Annotated in this window: 15 protein-coding genes; 7 read left to right on the top strand and 8 right to left on the bottom strand. The window is 69.6% G+C overall.

All coding sequences use genetic code 11. The features are described from left to right. Nucleotides 1–91: 91 nt before the first annotated feature. The 5 genes from GGD88_RS05290 to GGD88_RS05270 all read right to left on the bottom strand — a co-directional run bounded on the left by GGD88_RS05290 (nucleotide 92) and on the right by GGD88_RS05270 (nucleotide 6,488). Nucleotides 92–853, bottom strand: coding sequence for an ABC transporter substrate-binding protein (locus tag GGD88_RS05290; protein ID WP_184432456.1), 762 nt, complete (start codon nucleotides 851–853; stop codon nucleotides 92–94). A 77-nt stretch (nucleotides 854–930) separates the two neighbouring features. Next, nucleotides 931–1,686, bottom strand: a complete 756-nt coding sequence (locus tag GGD88_RS05285) for an ABC transporter ATP-binding protein (protein WP_184432582.1) — start codon at nucleotides 1,684–1,686, stop codon at nucleotides 931–933. Nucleotides 1,687–1,915: 229 nt separating this feature from the next. Next, nucleotides 1,916–2,398, bottom strand: a complete 483-nt coding sequence (locus tag GGD88_RS05280) for a DUF302 domain-containing protein (protein ID WP_184432453.1) — start codon at nucleotides 2,396–2,398, stop codon at nucleotides 1,916–1,918. Between the two features lie 252 nt (nucleotides 2,399–2,650). After that, nucleotides 2,651–3,733, bottom strand: coding sequence for a class II fructose-bisphosphate aldolase (gene fba, locus GGD88_RS05275; protein WP_184432451.1), 1,083 nt, complete (start codon nucleotides 3,731–3,733; stop codon nucleotides 2,651–2,653). A gap of 301 nt (nucleotides 3,734–4,034) precedes the next feature. Next, on the bottom strand, nucleotides 4,035–6,488 hold the full coding sequence (locus tag GGD88_RS05270; protein ID WP_184432449.1) for a sensor domain-containing protein: 2,454 nt from the start codon (nucleotides 6,486–6,488) through the stop codon (nucleotides 4,035–4,037). A 318-nt stretch (nucleotides 6,489–6,806) separates the two neighbouring features. Here GGD88_RS05270 and GGD88_RS05265 point away from each other — a divergent pair, with 318 nt between their 5' ends. Further along, nucleotides 6,807–7,529 (top strand): Crp/Fnr family transcriptional regulator, encoded by a 723-nt coding sequence (locus GGD88_RS05265; protein WP_184432447.1) that lies wholly within the window; start codon nucleotides 6,807–6,809, stop codon nucleotides 7,527–7,529. On the opposite strand, the gene GGD88_RS05260 is transcribed toward GGD88_RS05265, so the two are convergent. Next, on the bottom strand, nucleotides 7,526–7,975 hold the full coding sequence (locus GGD88_RS05260; protein ID WP_184432445.1) for a hypothetical protein: 450 nt from the start codon (nucleotides 7,973–7,975) through the stop codon (nucleotides 7,526–7,528). The genes GGD88_RS05265 and GGD88_RS05260 overlap by 4 nt on opposite strands. 690 nt (nucleotides 7,976–8,665) lie before the next feature. Continuing rightward, nucleotides 8,666–9,781: a nucleotidyl cyclase domain-containing protein gene (locus GGD88_RS05255; protein WP_184432443.1), complete on the bottom strand. Its 1,116-nt coding sequence runs from the start codon at nucleotides 9,779–9,781 to the stop codon at nucleotides 8,666–8,668. Between the two features lie 230 nt (nucleotides 9,782–10,011). Between GGD88_RS05255 and GGD88_RS05250 the strand changes: the two genes are divergently transcribed. Next, complete coding sequence (locus GGD88_RS05250) at nucleotides 10,012–11,442, top strand: adenylate/guanylate cyclase domain-containing protein (protein ID WP_184432441.1); 1,431 nt, start codon at nucleotides 10,012–10,014, stop codon at nucleotides 11,440–11,442. On the opposite strand, the gene GGD88_RS05245 is transcribed toward GGD88_RS05250, so the two are convergent. Beyond that, nucleotides 11,382–12,185, bottom strand: coding sequence for an MBL fold metallo-hydrolase (locus GGD88_RS05245; RefSeq protein ID WP_184432439.1), 804 nt, complete (start codon nucleotides 12,183–12,185; stop codon nucleotides 11,382–11,384). The genes GGD88_RS05250 and GGD88_RS05245 overlap by 61 nt on opposite strands. Nucleotides 12,186–12,364: 179 nt before the next feature. Between GGD88_RS05245 and GGD88_RS05240 the strand changes: the two genes are divergently transcribed. The 5 genes from GGD88_RS05240 (at nucleotide 12,365) to GGD88_RS05220 (ending at nucleotide 17,701) form a co-directional block, all read left to right on the top strand. Beyond that, nucleotides 12,365–14,278: an adenylate/guanylate cyclase domain-containing protein gene (locus GGD88_RS05240; RefSeq protein ID WP_221237011.1), complete on the top strand. Its 1,914-nt coding sequence runs from the start codon at nucleotides 12,365–12,367 to the stop codon at nucleotides 14,276–14,278. 11 nt (nucleotides 14,279–14,289) lie between these two features. After that, complete coding sequence (locus GGD88_RS05235) at nucleotides 14,290–14,790, top strand: DUF488 domain-containing protein (RefSeq protein WP_184432435.1); 501 nt, start codon at nucleotides 14,290–14,292, stop codon at nucleotides 14,788–14,790. A 96-nt stretch (nucleotides 14,791–14,886) separates the two neighbouring features. Beyond that, complete coding sequence (parA, locus tag GGD88_RS05230; protein WP_184432433.1) at nucleotides 14,887–15,540, top strand: ParA family partition ATPase; 654 nt, start codon at nucleotides 14,887–14,889, stop codon at nucleotides 15,538–15,540. Between the two features lie 29 nt (nucleotides 15,541–15,569). Further along, the gene (locus GGD88_RS05225; RefSeq protein ID WP_184432431.1) at nucleotides 15,570–16,511 is read left to right on the top strand and encodes an alpha/beta fold hydrolase; all 942 of its coding nucleotides are present in this window, start codon (nucleotides 15,570–15,572) and stop codon (nucleotides 16,509–16,511) included. 182 nt (nucleotides 16,512–16,693) lie between these two features. Then, nucleotides 16,694–17,701, top strand: coding sequence for an ABC transporter substrate-binding protein (locus tag GGD88_RS05220; RefSeq protein ID WP_221237010.1), 1,008 nt, complete (start codon nucleotides 16,694–16,696; stop codon nucleotides 17,699–17,701). The last annotated feature ends 53 nt before the right edge of the window (nucleotides 17,702–17,754 follow it).

Below are 17,754 nucleotides of genomic sequence, written 5' to 3'. Positions count from 1 at the left end.
CCGCCCTCGTCTCGGTCCGGGCGGCGGGCAGCCATCCGTCGAGCGACCGCCCGCCCCGGATCGCCGGGATGCGCCGGCGTCGGTCCCGGCGTCAGTAGATGCTGAACGGGAAGTACTTGGCGTTGATCTCGGCGTAGGTGCCGTCCTCGACGATGGCGGTCAGGGCGGCATTCAGGTCCTCGCGCAACGCGTCCTCGCCCTTGCGCACGGCGATCCCGATCAGGTCGTTCTCGAAAACCGGCTCGCCCTTGAACTCGAAGCCGGCGCCGGCCTCGGACTGCAGCCACTCGTAGTTCACCAGCATGTCGGCGATGACCGCGTCGATGCGCCCGGCCTCCAGGTCGAGGTAGGCGTTCTCCTGCGTGTCGTACAGCTTGATCTCGACGTCGGGCATGTTCTCCTCGACCCACTGGGCGGAGATGGTAGCGCGCTGGGCGCCGACCGTCATGCCGGCCATGCCTTCGGGCGAGATGTCAAGATCGACCTCCTCCGGGGCGATGAACTGGAGCTTGTTGGTCCAATACTTGTCGGTGAAGTCGACGGCCTGCTTGCGCTCCTCTGTGATCGACATGGAGGCGACGATCGCGTCGTACTTGCCGGCCAGCAGGCCCGGGATGATGCCGTCCCAGTCCTGCTTCACGAAGGTGCACTCGCGCTCCATCTCGGCGCACAAGGCATTGGCGATGTCGATGTCGAAGCCATGCAGGTTGCCGTTCTCGTCGACCATGTTGAACGGAGGATAGGCCCCCTCGGTGCCGATGCGCAGCGGATCGGCGGCGAACGCGGAGCCGGCGGAGACGGCGGTGGCGACAGCGACGGTCAGCGCCAGGGCGGTGGTACGCAATCCGGTCATGGAGGGTCCCTCTTGCGGTGCGGTGGAGCAAGGAACGCGCGGATCCGGCGGGCGGGCGCGCGGGAATTGGGGTGGGCTCAGTGCAGGTGTCGCGCCAGGAACTTGCGCAGGCGTTCGGAATCGGGATGGGTGAGTACGGTCTCGGGCGCCCCCTCCTCCTCCACCCGCCCCTCGTGCAGGAACAGCGTGCGCGTGGACACGTCTCGGGCGAAGCCGATCTCGTGGGTGACGATGAGCATGGTGCGGCCCTCCTCGGCCAGCGCCTCCATCACCGCCAGCACCTCGCCGACCAGTTCCGGGTCCAGCGCCGAGGTGGGTTCGTCGAACAGGATCACCTCGGGGTCCATCGCCAGGGTGCGGGCGATCGCCGCGCGTTGCTGCTGGCCACCCGACAGGTGCGCCGGGTAGTAGTCGCGCCGGTCGGCCAGCCCGACCTTTTCCAGCAGCGCCTCCGCCATCCGGATGGCGTCCGTCCGGCCGAGCCCGCGCACCCGGCGCGGCGCCTCCGTTAGGTTGTCGAGGACCGTCATGTGCGGCCAAAGATTGAACTGCTGGAACACCATGCCCACACGGGTCCGCAGCCGCACGAGCTGGCCGTGGCTGGCGGGCCGCAACGCGCCCGATCGGTCGCGGCGGGTCCGGATCTCCTCGCCGTGCAGGCGGATGGTGCCGGCCGTCGGCGTCTCCAGGAAGTTCAGGCAGCGCAGAAAGGTGCTCTTGCCCGACCCGCTGGAGCCCAGGATGGACACCACGTCGCCGGTGTGCGCCTCCAGCGAGATGCCGCGCAGCACCTCGATCTCGCCGAACCGCTTGTGGATGTCCTCGACGGCCAGGACGGGTCCGGTCGCGGCCGCCGTACCGGACGACTCGCCGGAGGCGGGCCGGGACGGCGCATCGGTCGACGGAGCGGGGCTGGCGGAGGGCACGGTGGCGGGCTCCCTGGCCGGGCGGAACGGATCGCGGCGGAAATGGACGCATGGCGCCTCTGCGTCAGAGTCATAGCCCCGACGCCGCCACCCTGGCAACAACGGAGGCAGTCCCGCATCGCGCGCCGGCGTCTGCCTACTCCGTGACCGCCGCTGCGGCGAAGCCCTCGATGGCCTGGGTCATGCCCTGGAACGGGGCCAGGTCGGGCGCGAGCCCGTGGCGCGCGGCCAACCAGGCCGGATCGTTGTAGGCCAGCCACACCTGACCGTCGACGTCCTCGTACACCAGCGCCTTCAAGGGCAGGTCGATGCCGATGGTGCGGGCCTCCGTCATCAGGGGGGCACCGATCTTGGGGCTGCCGAAGACGAGAAGCTGGGTCGGCAGCAGGGCCTTGCCCACCCCGGCGGCGCCCTCGGCGTGATTGACCTCGGCGAAGATGGTCACCCCCTTGGCCGTGATCGCATCCTTGAGGCGCTGCAGGGTGACGTCGACGGAATGCGGACTCTGGAGCCGCACCAGGCCGTCGCCGGCGGCCACGGCCGGGCTGGTGGTGACGGTGGCGGCGAACAGAACCCCCGCCAGGGCGAGCGGGGCCAGGGCACGGCGATGCAGGATCATGGTCGGGGTCCTTTCGTGGTGAGAGCGGGTTCGGAACGGATCCACGCCGGCATGTCTAGACGGTCGCCGGTCCTGTCAACGATGACGGGCCGCAATCGGAACACCCGGCCTCGGAACACCGGGCCGCGGCCTGGGCGGGAGGCCCCCGCTGGCGGTCGTCGTGCCCCGACCCCAAAGCGCGAGGGCGGGCGGCCCGTCCGGACCGCCCGCCCCCCGTCGCTCGTCGGTGCCGCTGTCGCGCCGCGACCGCTGTTACGCCGCCGTGGCCTGGGTCTTGATCTTGGGATCCAGCTCGCCGGAGGCGTAGCGCTTCGCCATCTCGGCCAGCGGGATCGGCTTGATCTTCGAGGCCTTGCCGGCCGTGCCGAAGGCCTCGTAGCGGTCCTCGCAGACCTTCTGCATCGCCTCCATGGAGGGCTTCAGGTACTTGCGCGGGTCGAACTCCTCCGGCTTGTCGGCCAGCACCTTGCGGATGGAACCGGTGATCGCCATGCGGCAGTCGGTGTCGATGTTGACCTTGCGCACGCCGTTCTTGATGCCCTCGACGATCTCGGCGACCGGCACGCCCCAGGTCTCGGGCATGGCGCCGCCGTGGTCATTGATCAGCTCCTGCAGGTCCTTGGGCACCGTCGAGGAGCCGTGCATGACCAGATGGGTGTCCGGCAGCCGCTTGTGGATCTCCTTGATGACGGTCATCGCCAGGATGTCGCCGGTCGGCTCGCGGGTGAACTTGTAGGCGCCGTGGCTGGTGCCGATCGCCACCGCCAGGGCATCCACCTTGGTGCGGGCCACGAAGTCGGCGGCCTCGTCCGGGTCGGTCAGCAGCATGGAGTGGTCCAGCGTGCCCTCGAAGCCGTGACCGTCCTCCTTGTCGCCCTTGCCGGTCTCCAGCGAGCCCAGGCAGCCCAGCTCGCCCTCGACCGACACGCCGACCATGTGGGCGGCCTCGGCGACCTTGCCGGTGACGGCGCAGTTGTACTCGTACGAGGCCGGGGTCTTGGCATCCTCCTCCAGCGAGCCGTCCATCATCACCGAGCTGAAGCCGTTGGCGATGGCCGACAGGCAGGTCGACATGGAATTGCCGTGGTCCTGGTGCATCACGACCGGAATGTCGGGATACATTTCGGCCACGGCCTGAATCATGTGCCGGATCATAATGTCGCCGGCATAATTGCGGGCGCCGCGGCTGGCCTGGAGAATGACCGGGGAATCGGTCTTCTGGGCCGCGTTCATGATCGACAGGACCTGTTCCATATTGTTGACGTTGAACGCCGGCACGCCGTAGCCGTGTTCGGCGGCGTGATCGAGGACTTGGCGCAGCGATACCAGGGCCATGGGTGTCTCCTCTCCTGTTCTGGGGATGGGCCGCATGTCGCGGGATGTCGCGGGGATACCCGAGTGTCGCGCCATGATACCAGCGCCGCACACGGATGCCAGGGCGCGATTGGACCGGACCGCCTTTCCGGACTCGGCGGGCGACCGGGCCCCCGACGCCGCGCCCTCGCCAGACGTCGCGATGACACGCCATACGACCATGTTTGTGGCAGGGTCATACCAGCAGGGATGGCCCCCGGTCCAGTCCGATGGCGCGTCGGCGCGCATCGCGGTCACGCCACGCGCCCGCTCACACGCCCGATTACACGTCCCGGGCCGCGTCCCCGCGGGCGGTGTCCGGGTGCGGCCCGGCGCCGGCGCCGTGAAAGTGGACCGTACCCTTGCCGCCGGCTTTCGCGCCGTACATCGCGGCGTCGGCGTGCCGCAGCAGCGTTTCGGCGTCGGTGCCGTCGCCGGGCGCCATGGCGACACCGATGCTGGTGGAGATGCGGGCCTCCTGTCCCTTCAGACCGTAGGGCGCCGAGACCGTCCGGAGAATGCGCGCCGCCACCCGGGCGGCGGTGTCCGCCTCCGCGACCCCCGGCAGCAGGACCGTGAACTCGTCGCCGCCCAGGCGGGCGACCGTGTCGCCCTGGCGGGCGGCGCCGGCGATGCGCTGCGCCGCCCCCTTGAGCAGCAGGTCGCCGGCATCGTGGCCGAGGGTGTCGTTGACGCTCTTGAACCCATCGAGATCCAGGAACATGAGCGCCAACCCGCACCCGCTCTGGTTGGAATCGTGGACGGCCCGCGCCAGCACATCCATGAACATCGTGCGGTTGGCGAGCCCGGTCAGCGGATCGTGGTGGGCCTGATAGTGAATGCGCTCCTCGTCGCGCTTGCGCTGGGTGATGTCGCTGACCACCAGGGCGCTGTTCCGGACCTCACCCTGATCGTCGCGCACCGCCGTCGCCACCAGACGCACCGCCAGCGCGCTGCCATCGGCGCGGCGGTGCCAGAACTCGTCGGACCAGGTTCCGGCCCGACCGAAGACGTCGCCGACCATGGCCGTGAAGCGATCCGGCCGGTCGAACAGGACGTCGGAGACCGGACGGCCGATCACGTCTCGTTCTGCATGGCCGGTGATCTGGGTGAACGCCGGGTTGACCATGGTGACGGCATGGCCGGGGTCGCAGACCACGATCGCCTCGGCCGTGGTTCGGAACACGGTGAAGGCCAGCCGCAAGCGCTGTTCGAATTCCTTGCGGGCCGTGACGTCGCGCAGCATCACCACGGCCCCGGCGCAGCGGCCGTCGTCGGTGATCGGGGCCACCGCGTATTCGGCGACCAGGTCCGGCCCGCTCTGCCGCAGCACGGTGGTCTCGCCCTGGGTCTCCGCCGCGTCCCCGGCCAGCAGGGCGGCAACGCCCGCCGGCGGGCCGCCGTCGCGGTCGCGCACGTGGAACACCGACTCCAGCGCCCGGCCGCGCATGGCCGCCGCGCCGACGCCCAGCAGGCGCTCGGCCTGGGGGTTGGCGAAGGTGACGACCCCGGCCTCGTCCACCCCGATGATGCCGTCCCCGGCCGATTTGAGAATCAGTTCGGTACGCCGGCCCAGGCGCCGCACCTCGCGCGTGCGTGCCTGGACCTGGGCTTCGAGGTCTTCGGTGTAGCGCCGCTCCGCCTCCTCGCGCCGGCGGCGCTCGGTGATGTCGCGGATGATCCCGGTGATGAGGACGCCTCCGCCGAGGTTGAGGCGCGTCACGCCGATCTCGATCGGCACGCGGCTACCGTCCTTGCGCCGGCCCTCCAGCTCCTGGGTGACGCCGAGCGCGCGGCCAGGGCACCCGGCCACCGGGGCTCGGAAATGTGCCTCGTGCACGGCGACATGCTCGTCCGGCACCAGGTCCGCGACGCGGCGCCCGACGATCTCGTCGGCGGCATACCCGAACAGGCGTTGCGCCGCCGGGTTGAACGACTGGATGATGCCCGCGCCATCGGTGGTCACGATGGCCTCGGAGACCGAATCGAGAATGCCTTTCAGGCGCTGCTCCCGGTCGCGCAGGGCCTGGGCGGCCCGCTTGCGGTCGGTGATGTCGCGCGCCTCCACCATCACCGTTCCGGCCCCCTCGCCGCCGAAGCCGACGAAGCGCGCCTCGACGTCCAGCACCGCCCCATCCGCCGCCAGCATGCGCACGGGAAGCAGATCCGGCTCCGCGGTCAGAGCTTCCAGACCCAGGTCCAACACGCCCGCATAATCCGCATGCAGCAGCGTGGCGAAGGAGCGGCCGATGATCGATTCGCTCTCCCCCAGCCGCAGCAGACGACGCCCCGCCCCGTTCATGTAGGCGACTCGGCCGTCCCGCAGCACACACACGAAGCTGAACGCCCGTTCCACCAGGCTCCGGAAGCGCGCCTCGCTCGCCAGGAGCCCCTCCACGGCGCGGATCTGCGCGGTCACGTCGCGGGCATGCAGCAGCAGGCCCGGCGGTCCCCCCGGCGCCAGCGCGGCCACCCGGCGCGCCCGCACGTGCACCTCCCGCGCCCCGCCGTCCAGACCACACAGGATCAGCGAGAGCCCCTCCGGCTCGTCGGCCAGCGCCTCCAGGCCAAGGACGGCCAGGGGTTCGAAATCACGATGGATGAAGCGCGCGAACGGCTGGCCCTGCACCGCCTCGCCCGACACCGCCCCGAGCAGGGCCAGACCGGCCGGGTTCATCTCCACGACATGGTCGTCGGCATCGCACAGGCACAGCATGTCCGGGACGAGCGACGCCATACAGACGCCGATCGCCGCCCATGGCTCCCCCGCGGGTATGGGAGCGGGCTCCGTCCCCGCGACGCGCGCGTGGTCTGCGTGCCGATTCATGCGGCGATGCTATCGGTGCCGCCCGCCGGACGGTAGGGGAAACAGTACGCGACCATTGTCGCGCAGGGAGCGACCGGCGCCTTCGTGTTGCCAGACCGCGGTTTTCCACCGCATGATTGGCGGTGCCGACCGGATGCAAGGCGCGTGCCCGGCGAACGGGTCGGGATCGGACCCGGGCACCAGGGACCCGGGCATCAGGGACCCGGGCATCAGGAACGGGGATATTCCATGGCTCGCAACGCTCCGCGCAGTGCGATTGCCCCGCGCCCACCAGGCCTGGGAGCGGTCAGCCTGTTCGCCGCGTTGTCTGAGGCCGATCGGGAGCAGGTCGCGCGCCAGTGCCACTGGCGCCGGTGCTCCGCCCAGGAACAGATCCTGGACCGGGACAGCGACAGCCGCGACGTGCACTTCGTCGTGCAGGGCACGGCCCGGATCATCATCTACACCGCCTCCGGCCGCGAAGTGGCGCTTGATGACATCGAGGCCGGCGGATTCTTCGGCGAGCTGGCCGCCTTCGACGGCGCGCCGCGTTCGGCCAGCGTGCTCGCCGTCACGGATTGCTGGATCGCCGTGCTGCCGGCGGCGCGGTTCCTGACCCTTCTCACTGAACACCCGGCCCTCGGCCTGATCGTCATGCAACGCATGTCCGCGATCATCCGCACCGCGACCGAACGCATCGTCGAGCTGTCCACCCTCGGCGCCAACAACCGGGTTCAGGCCGACCTGCTGCGCCAGGCCGAGACCGCCGGCGTCGACGCCGAGGGGCGCGCCGTCATCCGGCCGATCCCGATTCACGCCGACATCGCCAGCCGGGTCTCGACCACGCGCGAGACCGTCGCGCGGGTCCTCAACGACCTGGCGCGCAAGGGGCTGGTGACCCGGGAACGCGAGGCGCTCGTGGTCAACGACGTGGCCCGCCTGGAGATGCTGGTGCAGGAGCTCGGACTCTAGAGAGGGAGGCGGTCCCTGATCTGTGTGAGGATCCAGGTTTCGTTATGACCGACAGAAAGGGCCTGATTAAAGACTTTCCCATCTCTTGATATGTACAGCAATCGCATTACGTATACATTAGATCCTTTCGGCTCTCGTTCAATAACTCTGATAATATACCGGTCAACCCACTGTGCCGCCTTGTGCTGACGCAGCTTGAAATCAGTCTCAAAATCTCCATTGACGGGATCAGAAACGACAATTGGATTACCCAAAAGGGGAAGAATACTTTCAACGACGCGTGAGACAGCACTCGGATCAGCATCGAATCCATGGCAGAAAGGATCCGGCTCAAATGGCAAGCTGTTCGTTCGCCTGCCCATAATTTTATCAGAATCTTCGAAAGCTCCCTTCAAGAACTTGCCAGCCCCGCCAGCCTCCGACGCACCCGCAACGAAGCCCTGCATTATACCCTCCAGTGAAGCGGAGGCCGAAGTGCTTAAGTAAAATTCCGTTATATAGTCATCTGCCCGGGCAGTTCGCGAAACATTCTGACATCCTTGAAGGAAAGGGCCCTCCCCGTCTGAAGCAAATGTACGCAGCCTCGGCGTGCCGGGAGCCTCGCAGGCAACAACATTTAGGAGAGCTATAACAACGCAACACCGAAAAAAAATTTTTATTGAACTTGAATAACTAATGACGCCTACTGATTTTATAGACCAGAAAAGAGTGCGATAATTTTTATTCGTGAATATTACAACTCGTTTATACCCTGAGGCCGGTGACATCATGATACCTTGGTCGCACAAGCAAAACCCCCTCCCTAAGATCTCTAATACCGATCGGCGATTGACTGGACTCGTCCGCTTAATCGCCTTCGCCGCTTCGCAGCGCCGGTGCCGACGCACCGGCCAGCCGACAAATGAAGTCTGTTCATTCGTCGGCTCGCATAAGGTAGGCTGAACCGAAACAGAAGCGCGAACCCTTGGTGCGGAATGAGCATCCTCTCCTTCGAGATGCTTATGAAACCCCAGGTTTTCTGAGGCTGTGCTCGACAGGACCACTGAAAACATGGCGACCCCCAGACCGGAGTATCATTCTTCGCAACGCAAGCTATCTTTCCATGGCCCCGCCCATTTGTACATCGAAAAGAAGTGCTACTCTGACACGGTGCTCCCCGGTGCTCCGGCTTTGGCCAAACTGGCGAGATCCGCCAGCGCGGCCTGATCCAGCGCCATGGCATCGACGTGCACCGCATCCTCCATCGAGATCGGGCGATGGTCGACGATCAGGTCTTCGGTGAAGGGTGCGGCCAGCGTCTCGCCCAGCACCCCCAGGTCCGGACAGCCCGCCGCCGGCAAGAGGGCCGCGAAGGTCTCGTCACCCATCCACGACAGCATGCCATCGTCCGGCAGCGCCGCCGCCAGGCGCTCCGTGGACTCGGCGAACAGAGCCTCGCCGCCGCGGACGCCGAGATGCTCCGCGATGCCGGCCAGACCGTCCAGGCGCACCACCGCCACGATGGGGACTTCGCCCCGGGCCAGCGCCGCCCGCGCCGCCTCGACCAGGGCGGATGCCGGCGCCAGATGCTCCAGGGCGGCGACGGGATCATGGCCAAACGGGCCGGCCCCGGCGTCGGGGGTCGGCTCCGGCGCCACGGCCACGGCCGCCAATGCCGGTGGCGCAGCCGGCGCGGGCGCGGCAGGCACCGCGGCGCCGGACCGACTCGACGCGTCCTCCGTCGCGGTCCCTGCCACCGGGGCGCTGAGGGCCTCCAGGGCGGTCGGCGCCAGCGCCACCGCCACCAGCGTCACGACCAACGCCGGGGGTGTCGTCCAGGTCAGCAGCACCGCCGCCGTCAGGCCCAGCACCCGCGCCGCCTGCGCCGCGGCCCGCGTGCGCGCGGGATCGTCCGCGCCGGCGCCCCCCCGGCCCGCGGCCAGAACCAGGGCCTGGCCCCCCATCACGGCGATGGCCAAGGGGTTCCAGATGGCAAGCGGGGCTATCAAGCCAAGCAGCGCCAGCAGACCGGCGCCGCGACGCGCCCCCAGGCGTGACGCCCCGATGCCCGACAGCGCCGCCACCAGGGCCAGCCCCCCGAAACCCGCCAGACCGACCGGCGAGAGCAACGCATACGGCGGCGGCGACAGCCAGCGGCCCACCGGGTCGGGCAGCGCCGCCAGCACCCCCCCGCCCCCGAACGCGCCGGCGCGGGCGGCCACCGCCTCGCCCAGCAGATCGACCAAAGCGAGCAGACTCACCGCCGTCAGCACGGCCAGTCCGCCGCGCGCAAGCGCCCTGAGAGGAGTCGACGCCGCCGTCACGCCACACCCCGCCGCCGGCTCACGTCCACTCCGGATCCGGAAAGATCTGGTCGTTTCATCGCACCCCCCCATACTCTCGCCCCGGGACTGGCCCCATCCTTACCTCATTCGGTCCATCGGGGGGAGCCCCCGTCCGCCCTGTCGGCGCGCGACCGCTGCGCGATAAAAGGGGGAAAGCCGTGAGCAAGAATCGTCGACTTGCGCGCTTCATTCTCGGCGCCCGCGCGGACGACCGGTTGCCGGAGCGCGTGCGTGCGACCGTGGACGCCCAGCAGCGGCAAAGCGAGATCCTGATCGGTTGGGTTCAGCTCAGCGTGGTAGTGCTGTTTGGCACACTGTATCTCGTCGCCCCCAAGACCTCCGGCAGCACGGACTTCATGCCCGTCCCGTATGTTCTGGGTGGCTACCTCGCCTTTACGCTGGTCCGACTGTGGATGGCCTACAAGGATCGGCTGGGACCGGTCCTGCTGTTCGTGTCCGTTGTCGTGGACATGAGCCTGCTCATGGGCCTCATCTGGACCTTCCACGTTCAATACGAACAGTCGGCTCCCTTCTATCTGAAGGCCCCCACGCTGCTCTATGTCTTCATTTTCATCGCCTTGCGAGCGCTGCGGTTCCAGTCGGTCTACGTCATCGTTGCCGGCGTCACCGCGGCGGCCGGCTGGGCGGGCCTGCTGGCCTACGCGCTCATCACCGAACTGCGCATGGGCGATCCCATGATCACCCGCGACTACGTGGCCTACATGACCTCCAACACGGTGCTGATCGGCGCCGAGGTCGACAAGATCGTCTCCATCCTCACCGTCACCGCCATCCTGGCCATCGCCCTGGTGCGCGGCCGGCGGCTGCTGGAGCGCGCGGTCCTGGACAGCCTGACGGCCCGCGACCTGTCCCGCTTCGTCGCTCCCGAGGTGGCGCGCCGCATCAGCCAGTCGGGCGAGGGCCTCAACCCGGGCGACGGCGAGGTGCAGGAAGCGACCGTGCTGTTCACCGACATCGAGGGCTTCGCCACCCTCAGCGAACAGATCCATCCCCAAGACCTGATCGCCGTCCTCAACGCCTACTTCGGCGCCGTCAACGCGATCGCCGAGCGTCACGGCGGCGTCATCATCCAGTTCGTGGGTGACGCACTGCTCATCAGCTTCTCCGGGCCGGACTGCCCCGACCACGCCCGGCGGGCCCTGGAGACCGCGCGCGCGATCGTCACCGAGTTGAACGGCCGTCCCTTCGGGGCCGGCGGGCACCGCCTGCGCACGCGCTGCGGCCTGAACACCGGCCAGGTCATCCTGGGCGCCGTGGGCTCGTCCAACCGCCTGATCTTCACCGCCCACGGCGACGAGGTGAACCTGGCCGCCCGCCTGGAGCAGCTCAACAAGGCGCACGGCAGCTACATTCTCTTGAGCGAGGCCACCGCCCGGCATGCCAACGCCGCAACGGAGGTGGAGCCCGCCGGCGAGATCACGGTGCGCGGCCGCAGCCGGCCGACCCGGTTGTTCGTCGCCCGCCCGGGTCGTCCACCGCGCCACGGTGACGGCGCGCCGCCCGCCGCTCAGTCGGCCAACCCGGCCAGCCCGCCCTCCTCCGGAACCGCCCCCAGCTCGAACACCTGACCCGGGCGCACGAAGCCCCGGAACCCGTCCGCGCGGGCGTCAGGCAGCGGTCCGTCGGGATAATGGTACAGCCACATCTTGGCCTTGACGTCGGCCGGCAGGGTCCGGAGGTCGCGGTAGTGCGCATGCACGCCGCCGCAGTGCGGCCCGGTGTCGCAGTCATGGAAAATGAGGTGCGCGGCGCGGTAGGCCGGCATCAGGGTCTCCGGCTGGTGCAGGCAATCAGAGGTGAACAGCACCCGGCCGATGGGCGCCTCCATCATGAGGCCGTAGGAGCGCATGACGGCCTCGCCCGAGTGGATGTGCAGCAGCGGCACCAGGCCGAGGCGCAGGCCGCCGAAGACAAACCCGCCGTCCGCCGGCAGCGGACGCACGTCGAAGAAGTCGCCCAGGTGGCCGTAGCCGTAGTCCAGCACCTCCATCCCGGCCTTGAGGGAGTTGTGCCACAAGGCGTCGACCAGGCCCTCGTGGATATAAAGGGGCAGGCGCGCGGTGTCGGGACAGAAATACGTGGTGAAGCCCAGCCACTCCAGGCCGCCGACGTGATCGCCATGCAGATGGCTGATGTATACCGCAGAGACGTCGCCGCGGCCCAGACCGGCCGCCTTGAGGGCGCGGCGGGCATCGGTTCCGCAGTCAATCAGCAGTCGCTCTCCGGCTTCCGATTCCAGAATCGCGTTGCTCTGGAAGTTATCGTCGGCCATCGTGAAGGCCGCGCCGGTCCCGATGAAGAAAAACCGCATCCCCCACCTATTCCCGCACTCCGGAGCTCCGTCCCTGCGACCGACATCGCACCAGGAGACGTCCGGCCAGGATACGGAGCTTTCGCGGCCCTGAACACCTGCTATGTTGGAAAATCCGGGGCTGCCCCCTCAGTCAGCACCCCCGTCAGCAACCCGGTCGAGAAAAGGGCACCCCGTCGATGATGGGACGAGACGCGCGGCGCACCCCGCACGCCGCGCCGACCAGCCGCCGAGTGAGCATTCCCCTGCGCGTCGTTCTCCTGCTCGGCATCACCGGGCTGGTCCTGCTCTCGGCCGGGTCCATCCTGGCCATCAACGTGCGTGCCGGCGGCGAGACGGCACGCGAACTGATGCTGCAACGCTCCAGCGCCGTGCTGCACGGCCTGGAGCAGTGGCTGCGGCTGCAACTGCGACCGCTGTCGGACGTCGCCCGCAACGCCCAGGCCATGGTGGCCGAGGGCGCCCTGGCGCCGGACGACACGGCGCACGTCGACGCCTACGTCCACGGCCTGTTCGCCGGCACCCCGCGCCTGGAGGCGCTGGCGCTGGTGACCCCCGACCACGTGGCGCGGCGGTATGGCCGCGACGGCATCGCCCGCATCGACGACTGGAGCGATCGCGCGCCGGTGGCGGGTCTCGTCGACGAGGTCATCGAACGCGCCAAGGCGGGCAACATCGAGCCCGTGTGGGGCACCCCGGTGTGGCGTGGCTCCACCGGGCACGCCGCATTCCACATCCGCGTCGCCTTGATGCGGAACGGCGCGCCCGCCGGTGTCCTGTTCGCAATGATCGGGTTGGAGCCCATCGTTTCGGCGCTGCCGCGCCTGCTCGTCGATGAGGTCATGATCCCGTACATTCTGTACGATCGCACGCGGGTCCTGGCCCACCCGCTGCTGGACACCGGGGCTGCGCTGGGCCCGGATCCCACCACCACGGCGCCGCGCCCGCTGCTGGCGTTGGACGACTTTCCGGACGCCCACCTCGCCATGCTCTGGGACGCGGAGCCGATGCGCATGAAGGGGCCGGTCGACCTCAAGCCGGGCTGGGCGCAGGGCATCCACCTGGACGGAGAGACGATCGTCCACACCCTGCGCGACGTGCAGGGCTTCTCGCCGCGTCCGCTCCAGATCGGCACCCATTTCACGACCACGGAAGGGGCCCCCGCCTTCGTCCGCCTGCGCAACTCCATCGCGGTGGGGCTAGGGGTGCTGGCGCTGTCCGTGGTCGCCGCGCTGCTGCTGGGGCGCTGGATCGGCCGACCGGTCGTCCGGTTCGCGACGGTGGCACGGGCCGTGGCGGCGGGCAACCTCAACCCGCCGATGCAGCCCCAACCCTCGCTGATCCGCGAGTACCAGGAGGGCGGGGCCGCGTTCCAGAGCATGGTCGAGGGCCTGCGCGAGCGCGAGCGGGTGCGCAACCTGTTCGGCAAGTACGTGCCGGAAGAGGTGGCGCGCCGCCTGCTCGCCCAGGACGGCGACCCGCGGCCCGACGAGACCGAGGCGACCATCCTGTTCGCCGACCTCACCGACTTCACGCGCCTGACCCAGGTGCTGGGGCCGGAACGGGTGGTGCGGATGCTGAATGCCTATTTCTCGGCCATGGTCGAGATCCTGGAACGCCACGGCGGCGTCGTGACCCAGTTCCAGGGCGACGCCATGCTGGTGGTGTTCAACCTGCCCGAACGTCATCCGGACCATGCCAGCGCCGCCGTGCTGGCCGCCCTGGAGATGCAGCGGCGACTGGACGCCGGACCGTTCGAGGGCCAGACCCTGCACGCCCGCATCGGCATCGGAACGGGCACCGTCCTGGCCGGCGCCGTCGGCGCCCAGGACCGGCTCAGCTACACCGTGCACGGCGACGCGGTGAACCTGGCCGCCCGCCTGGAGGTGATGAACAAGAGCATCGGCACCCGCATCCTGGTCTCCGACCGCACCGCCACGCTGGTGCGGGCGGTCCCGCTCCTGTCCCTGGGCCATCTACCGGTCAGGGGTCAGGGCGCCGAGGCCCGGGTGTTCACCCCGGAGGAGGACCGCGGTCAGCCCCCCAGAGAGCTTCCGCGCGCCGGATCGGAGCCGGCGGCGGCCGGCGCCTGAGCGGGGCCACCATGGACGGCGCCGAACCGATCCTCACCATCGGCTACCAGGGCAGCAGCCCCGCCGCCCTGCTGGCCACCCTGACAGGGGCGGGAGTGCGCACCGTCATCGACGTGCGCGCCGTGCCGTGGTCGCGCCGGCCCGCCTTCACCAAGCGCGCCCTGGCGGCCGCCGTGGCGGAGGCCGGGCTGCGCTACGTCCATCTGGCCGGGCTCGGGAACCCGGCCAGGACCGACCACACCGGCGGCCCGGACATGGCGGCGCACCTGGCGGCGCCCGCCGGACGCGCGGCCCTGGATGCCGCCTCGGCCCTGGTGGCGGAGGCCGGGCCGGTGGTGCTGCTGTGTCTGGAACGGGACCCGGCCGGCTGCCATCGCCGGGCCGTGGCCGCCGCCCTCGCCGCCCGCACCGGTGCGCCGGTGCGGCACCTGACGGGTCCCGCCGGCGATGCCCGCCCCGATCGCCGCCCCGATCCCCGCCCCGATCCCCGTCAGGGAGTGTTGTTCCGATAGACCTGACCCGGTTCGGGCCTTTCCCGCCGCCCCCGGGGGGACTACCATCCGGACCGGAATCGGAGCAGGACCCCAAAGCCTAGCGAGGAGCGGCGGATGGCGGCGCGTATCATCACCGTGGCCCAGCAGAAGGGCGGCGCCGGCAAGACCACGCTGGCCGCGCAACTGGCCGTCACCTGGGCCCGGCGCAAGAACAGCGTCGCCATCGTGGACATCGACCCGCAACGCAGCCTGGCCGCCTGGCACGCCTGGCGCGCGGCGCACTATCCCGACGGGGTGGCGCTGCACCTGTCCGACGTGGCGGGCTGGCGCCTGGGCACCGAGTTGGACCGGCTGCGCCACCGCTTCGACATCGTGATCGTCGACACGCCGCCGCACGCCGAGACCGACGCCCGCGCCGCCGTGCGCGCCGGCGACATGCTGCTGCTGCCGATCCAGCCCAGCCCCATGGACCTGTGGGCTACCCAGCCCACGGTGCATATGGCGGAAACCGAGAACACCGCCGCGCTGATCGTCATGAACCGCATGCCGCCGCGCGGCAAGCTGCCGGACATCCTGCTGGAGAGGCTGCTGGAGGAGGGCCTGCCCATCGCCCACACCAAGATGGGCAACCGCGTCGCCTACGCCGCCAGCATGATGGAGGGCAAGGGCGTGGTGGAATACCAGCCCTCGTCGACGGCCGCGCGCGAGATCGGGGCGCTCGCGACCGAGGTCCTGGCCACCCTGAAGGGCCGGGAGAAGCGACGCTGACGCCAAGCACAAACCAGGAGAGCCCCGCGATGGACACCCTGCCCTCGATCGACTCCACCGGCGGACAAACCCTGTGGGTCACCGCCCCCGACGGCGCCGAGCTGCGGGCCGCGCGCTGGCTGGCCCGGGGGCCGCGGCGCGGCGTCGTGCTGCTGTTCAACGGCCGCACCGAATTCATCGAGAAGCACCTGGCGTTGATCGACCATATACGGGCGCAGGGGTGGACGGTCTGGACGCTGGACTGGCGCGGGCAGGGGCTCTCGCCGCGGCCCCTGCCCGACCGCCACAAGGGCCACATCGACCGCTTCGAGACCTACCTGGCCGATGCCGACGCGCTGCTGGAGAGCCGCGTCGGCCCCGACGTGGGCGACGATCCGCTGGTGCTGGTCGGACATTCGATGGGCGGACACCTGGCGCTACGGCTGCTGGCCCGCCAGCCCGCGCGCTTCGCCGGCGTCGTGCTGAGCGCACCGATGGTCGGCATCCACCACGGCTGCGCCCCGGCCTGGGTGGCCGACGCCCTCACCGCCGCGGCGATCCGGCGCGGCCGCGCCACCGACTACGTCGCCGGCGGCGAACGCTGGACGCCGGAGCGCGAGCGCTTCGAGGGCAACGTGGTGACGCACGACCCGGACGCCTTCCAGGCCGGGCTGGACCAGATCGCGGCCAATCCGGACCTGGCCCTCGGCGGCGCCACCTGGGGCTGGGTGCGGGCCGCCCGCGCCTCCATCGCCACCCTGGAGCGTCAGGACTGGTCCGCGGTCACCCAGCCGGTCGGCATCGCCCTGGCGAGCGAGGAGCGGATCGTCAGCAACCGCGCCATCCGCCGCCTGGCCGAGCGCCTGCCCAACGCCCGGCTGGTCGAGATCGAAGGCGCCTGCCACGAGATCTACCGCGAGGCCGACCCCATGCGCGGCCAGTTCCTGGCGCTGCTCGACGCGGTGCTGGAGGCGGCAGCGCCGGCCGCGTGAATCCGCACACATCCCCGGGGTTTGCACATTCCGGCCAGGGCCGCTAGGCTTGTCGACAGCTTGCGGGGGAGCGGCGCGGCCATTGCGCCCGCCCGGCTCCGGTGCCACGTGTTCCGCACCCTGGGACCACCCTCACTGACAACCGACACCCCAAGCGCCACCGGAACAGGGACGAGTCCATCATGCACACGCTGATCGCGGGCGCCGCCGCCATGGCGGCGACGTCGCTGGCCGTTCTCGCCACGCCGACCGCGGCCGCGGCCGCCGAGGACTGCGGCCGGGTCACCATCGCCGAGATGAGCTGGACCTCGGCGGCCATGCTCGCCAACCTGCAGAAGATCGTCCTCAACGAGGGCTACGGCTGCGACGCCGAACTGGTGCCGGGCGATACGGTGCCGACCATCACGTCCATGACCGAGAAGGGCGAACCGGACCTGGCGCCCGAGATCTGGCCCAACGCCGCCAAGGAGGTGATCGCCGAGGCCGAAGCCGAAGGCCGCGTCAAGGTGGCCACCCGCACGCTGGAGGACGGCGGCCAGGAGGGCTGGTTCGTACCGGCGTACATGGTCGACGAGCACCCCGAACTGGCGACCATCGAGGGCATCCGCCAGAACGCGCAGCTCTTCCCCGACCAGGAAGAGCCGGGCAAGGGCCGCTTCTACACCTGCCCGTCGGGCTGGCAGTGCCAGATCGTCAACGAAAACCTGTTCGAGGCCTACGGCCTGGACGAGGCCGGCTACACCATGTTCGATCCCGGCTCCGGTCCCGGTCTGGCCGGCGCCATCGCCAAGGCGTACGAGCGCCGCGAGCCGATCTTCGCCTATTACTTCGAGCCGACCCCGGTGATGGGCAAGTATGACATGGTCATGATCGGCGGCATGGACCACGATCCGGAGACCTGGGACTGCGTCACCAGCCGCGACTGCGCGGATCCGCAGCCCAACATGTACCCGTCCTCGGAGGTGCTCACGCTGACCACGACCGCGTTCGCGGAGAACAACCCCGACGCCTACGCCTTCGTCTCCAGCGTCACCATCCCCAACGACGTCATCAACGCCGTCCTGGCGTGGCAGGAGGACAACCAGGCCACCGGCGAGGCCGGCGCGCTCCATTTCCTGGAGACCTACCCCGAGGTCTGGACCGACTGGGTTCCGGCCGACGTGGCGGAGACCGTGAAGGCGGCGCTGTAGACCGTCGAGAGCCGGGTGCGACCGCGCGCGCGGTCGCGCGGCGGGATCGCGCC

It is taken from the genome of Roseospira goensis, from assembly GCF_014197795.1.
GTDB classification, from domain to species: Bacteria; Pseudomonadota; Alphaproteobacteria; order Rhodospirillales; family Rhodospirillaceae; genus Rhodospira; species Rhodospira goensis.
The sequence above is the reverse complement of the archived record's forward strand: the minus strand, read 5'-3'. Positions and strand labels throughout refer to the sequence as shown.

Bases quoted from the DNA above. Each gene is read 5' to 3' on its own strand.
- GGD88_RS05235 (WP_184432435.1), top strand. From the start codon at position 14,290: ATGGACGGCGCCGAACCGATCCTCACCATCGGCTACCAGGGCAGCAGC.
- GGD88_RS05260 (WP_184432445.1), bottom strand. From the start codon at position 7,975: ATGCAGGGCTTCGTTGCGGGTGCGTCGGAGGCTGGCGGGGCTGGCAAG.
- GGD88_RS05245 (WP_184432439.1), bottom strand. From the start codon at position 12,185: ATGCGGTTTTTCTTCATCGGGACCGGCGCGGCCTTCACGATGGCCGAC.
- GGD88_RS05220 (WP_221237010.1), top strand. From the start codon at position 16,694: ATGCACACGCTGATCGCGGGCGCCGCCGCCATGGCGGCGACGTCGCTG.
- GGD88_RS05240 (WP_221237011.1), top strand. From the start codon at position 12,365: ATGATGGGACGAGACGCGCGGCGCACCCCGCACGCCGCGCCGACCAGC.
- GGD88_RS05270 (WP_184432449.1), bottom strand. From the start codon at position 6,488: ATGGCGTCGCTCGTCCCGGACATGCTGTGCCTGTGCGATGCCGACGAC.
- GGD88_RS05225 (WP_184432431.1), top strand. From the start codon at position 15,570: ATGGACACCCTGCCCTCGATCGACTCCACCGGCGGACAAACCCTGTGG.
- GGD88_RS05265 (WP_184432447.1), top strand. From the start codon at position 6,807: ATGGCTCGCAACGCTCCGCGCAGTGCGATTGCCCCGCGCCCACCAGGC.
- GGD88_RS05280 (WP_184432453.1), bottom strand. From the start codon at position 2,398: ATGATCCTGCATCGCCGTGCCCTGGCCCCGCTCGCCCTGGCGGGGGTT.
- GGD88_RS05290 (WP_184432456.1), bottom strand. From the start codon at position 853: ATGACCGGATTGCGTACCACCGCCCTGGCGCTGACCGTCGCTGTCGCC.
- fba (WP_184432451.1), bottom strand. From the start codon at position 3,733: ATGGCCCTGGTATCGCTGCGCCAAGTCCTCGATCACGCCGCCGAACAC.
- parA (WP_184432433.1), top strand. From the start codon at position 14,887: ATGGCGGCGCGTATCATCACCGTGGCCCAGCAGAAGGGCGGCGCCGGC.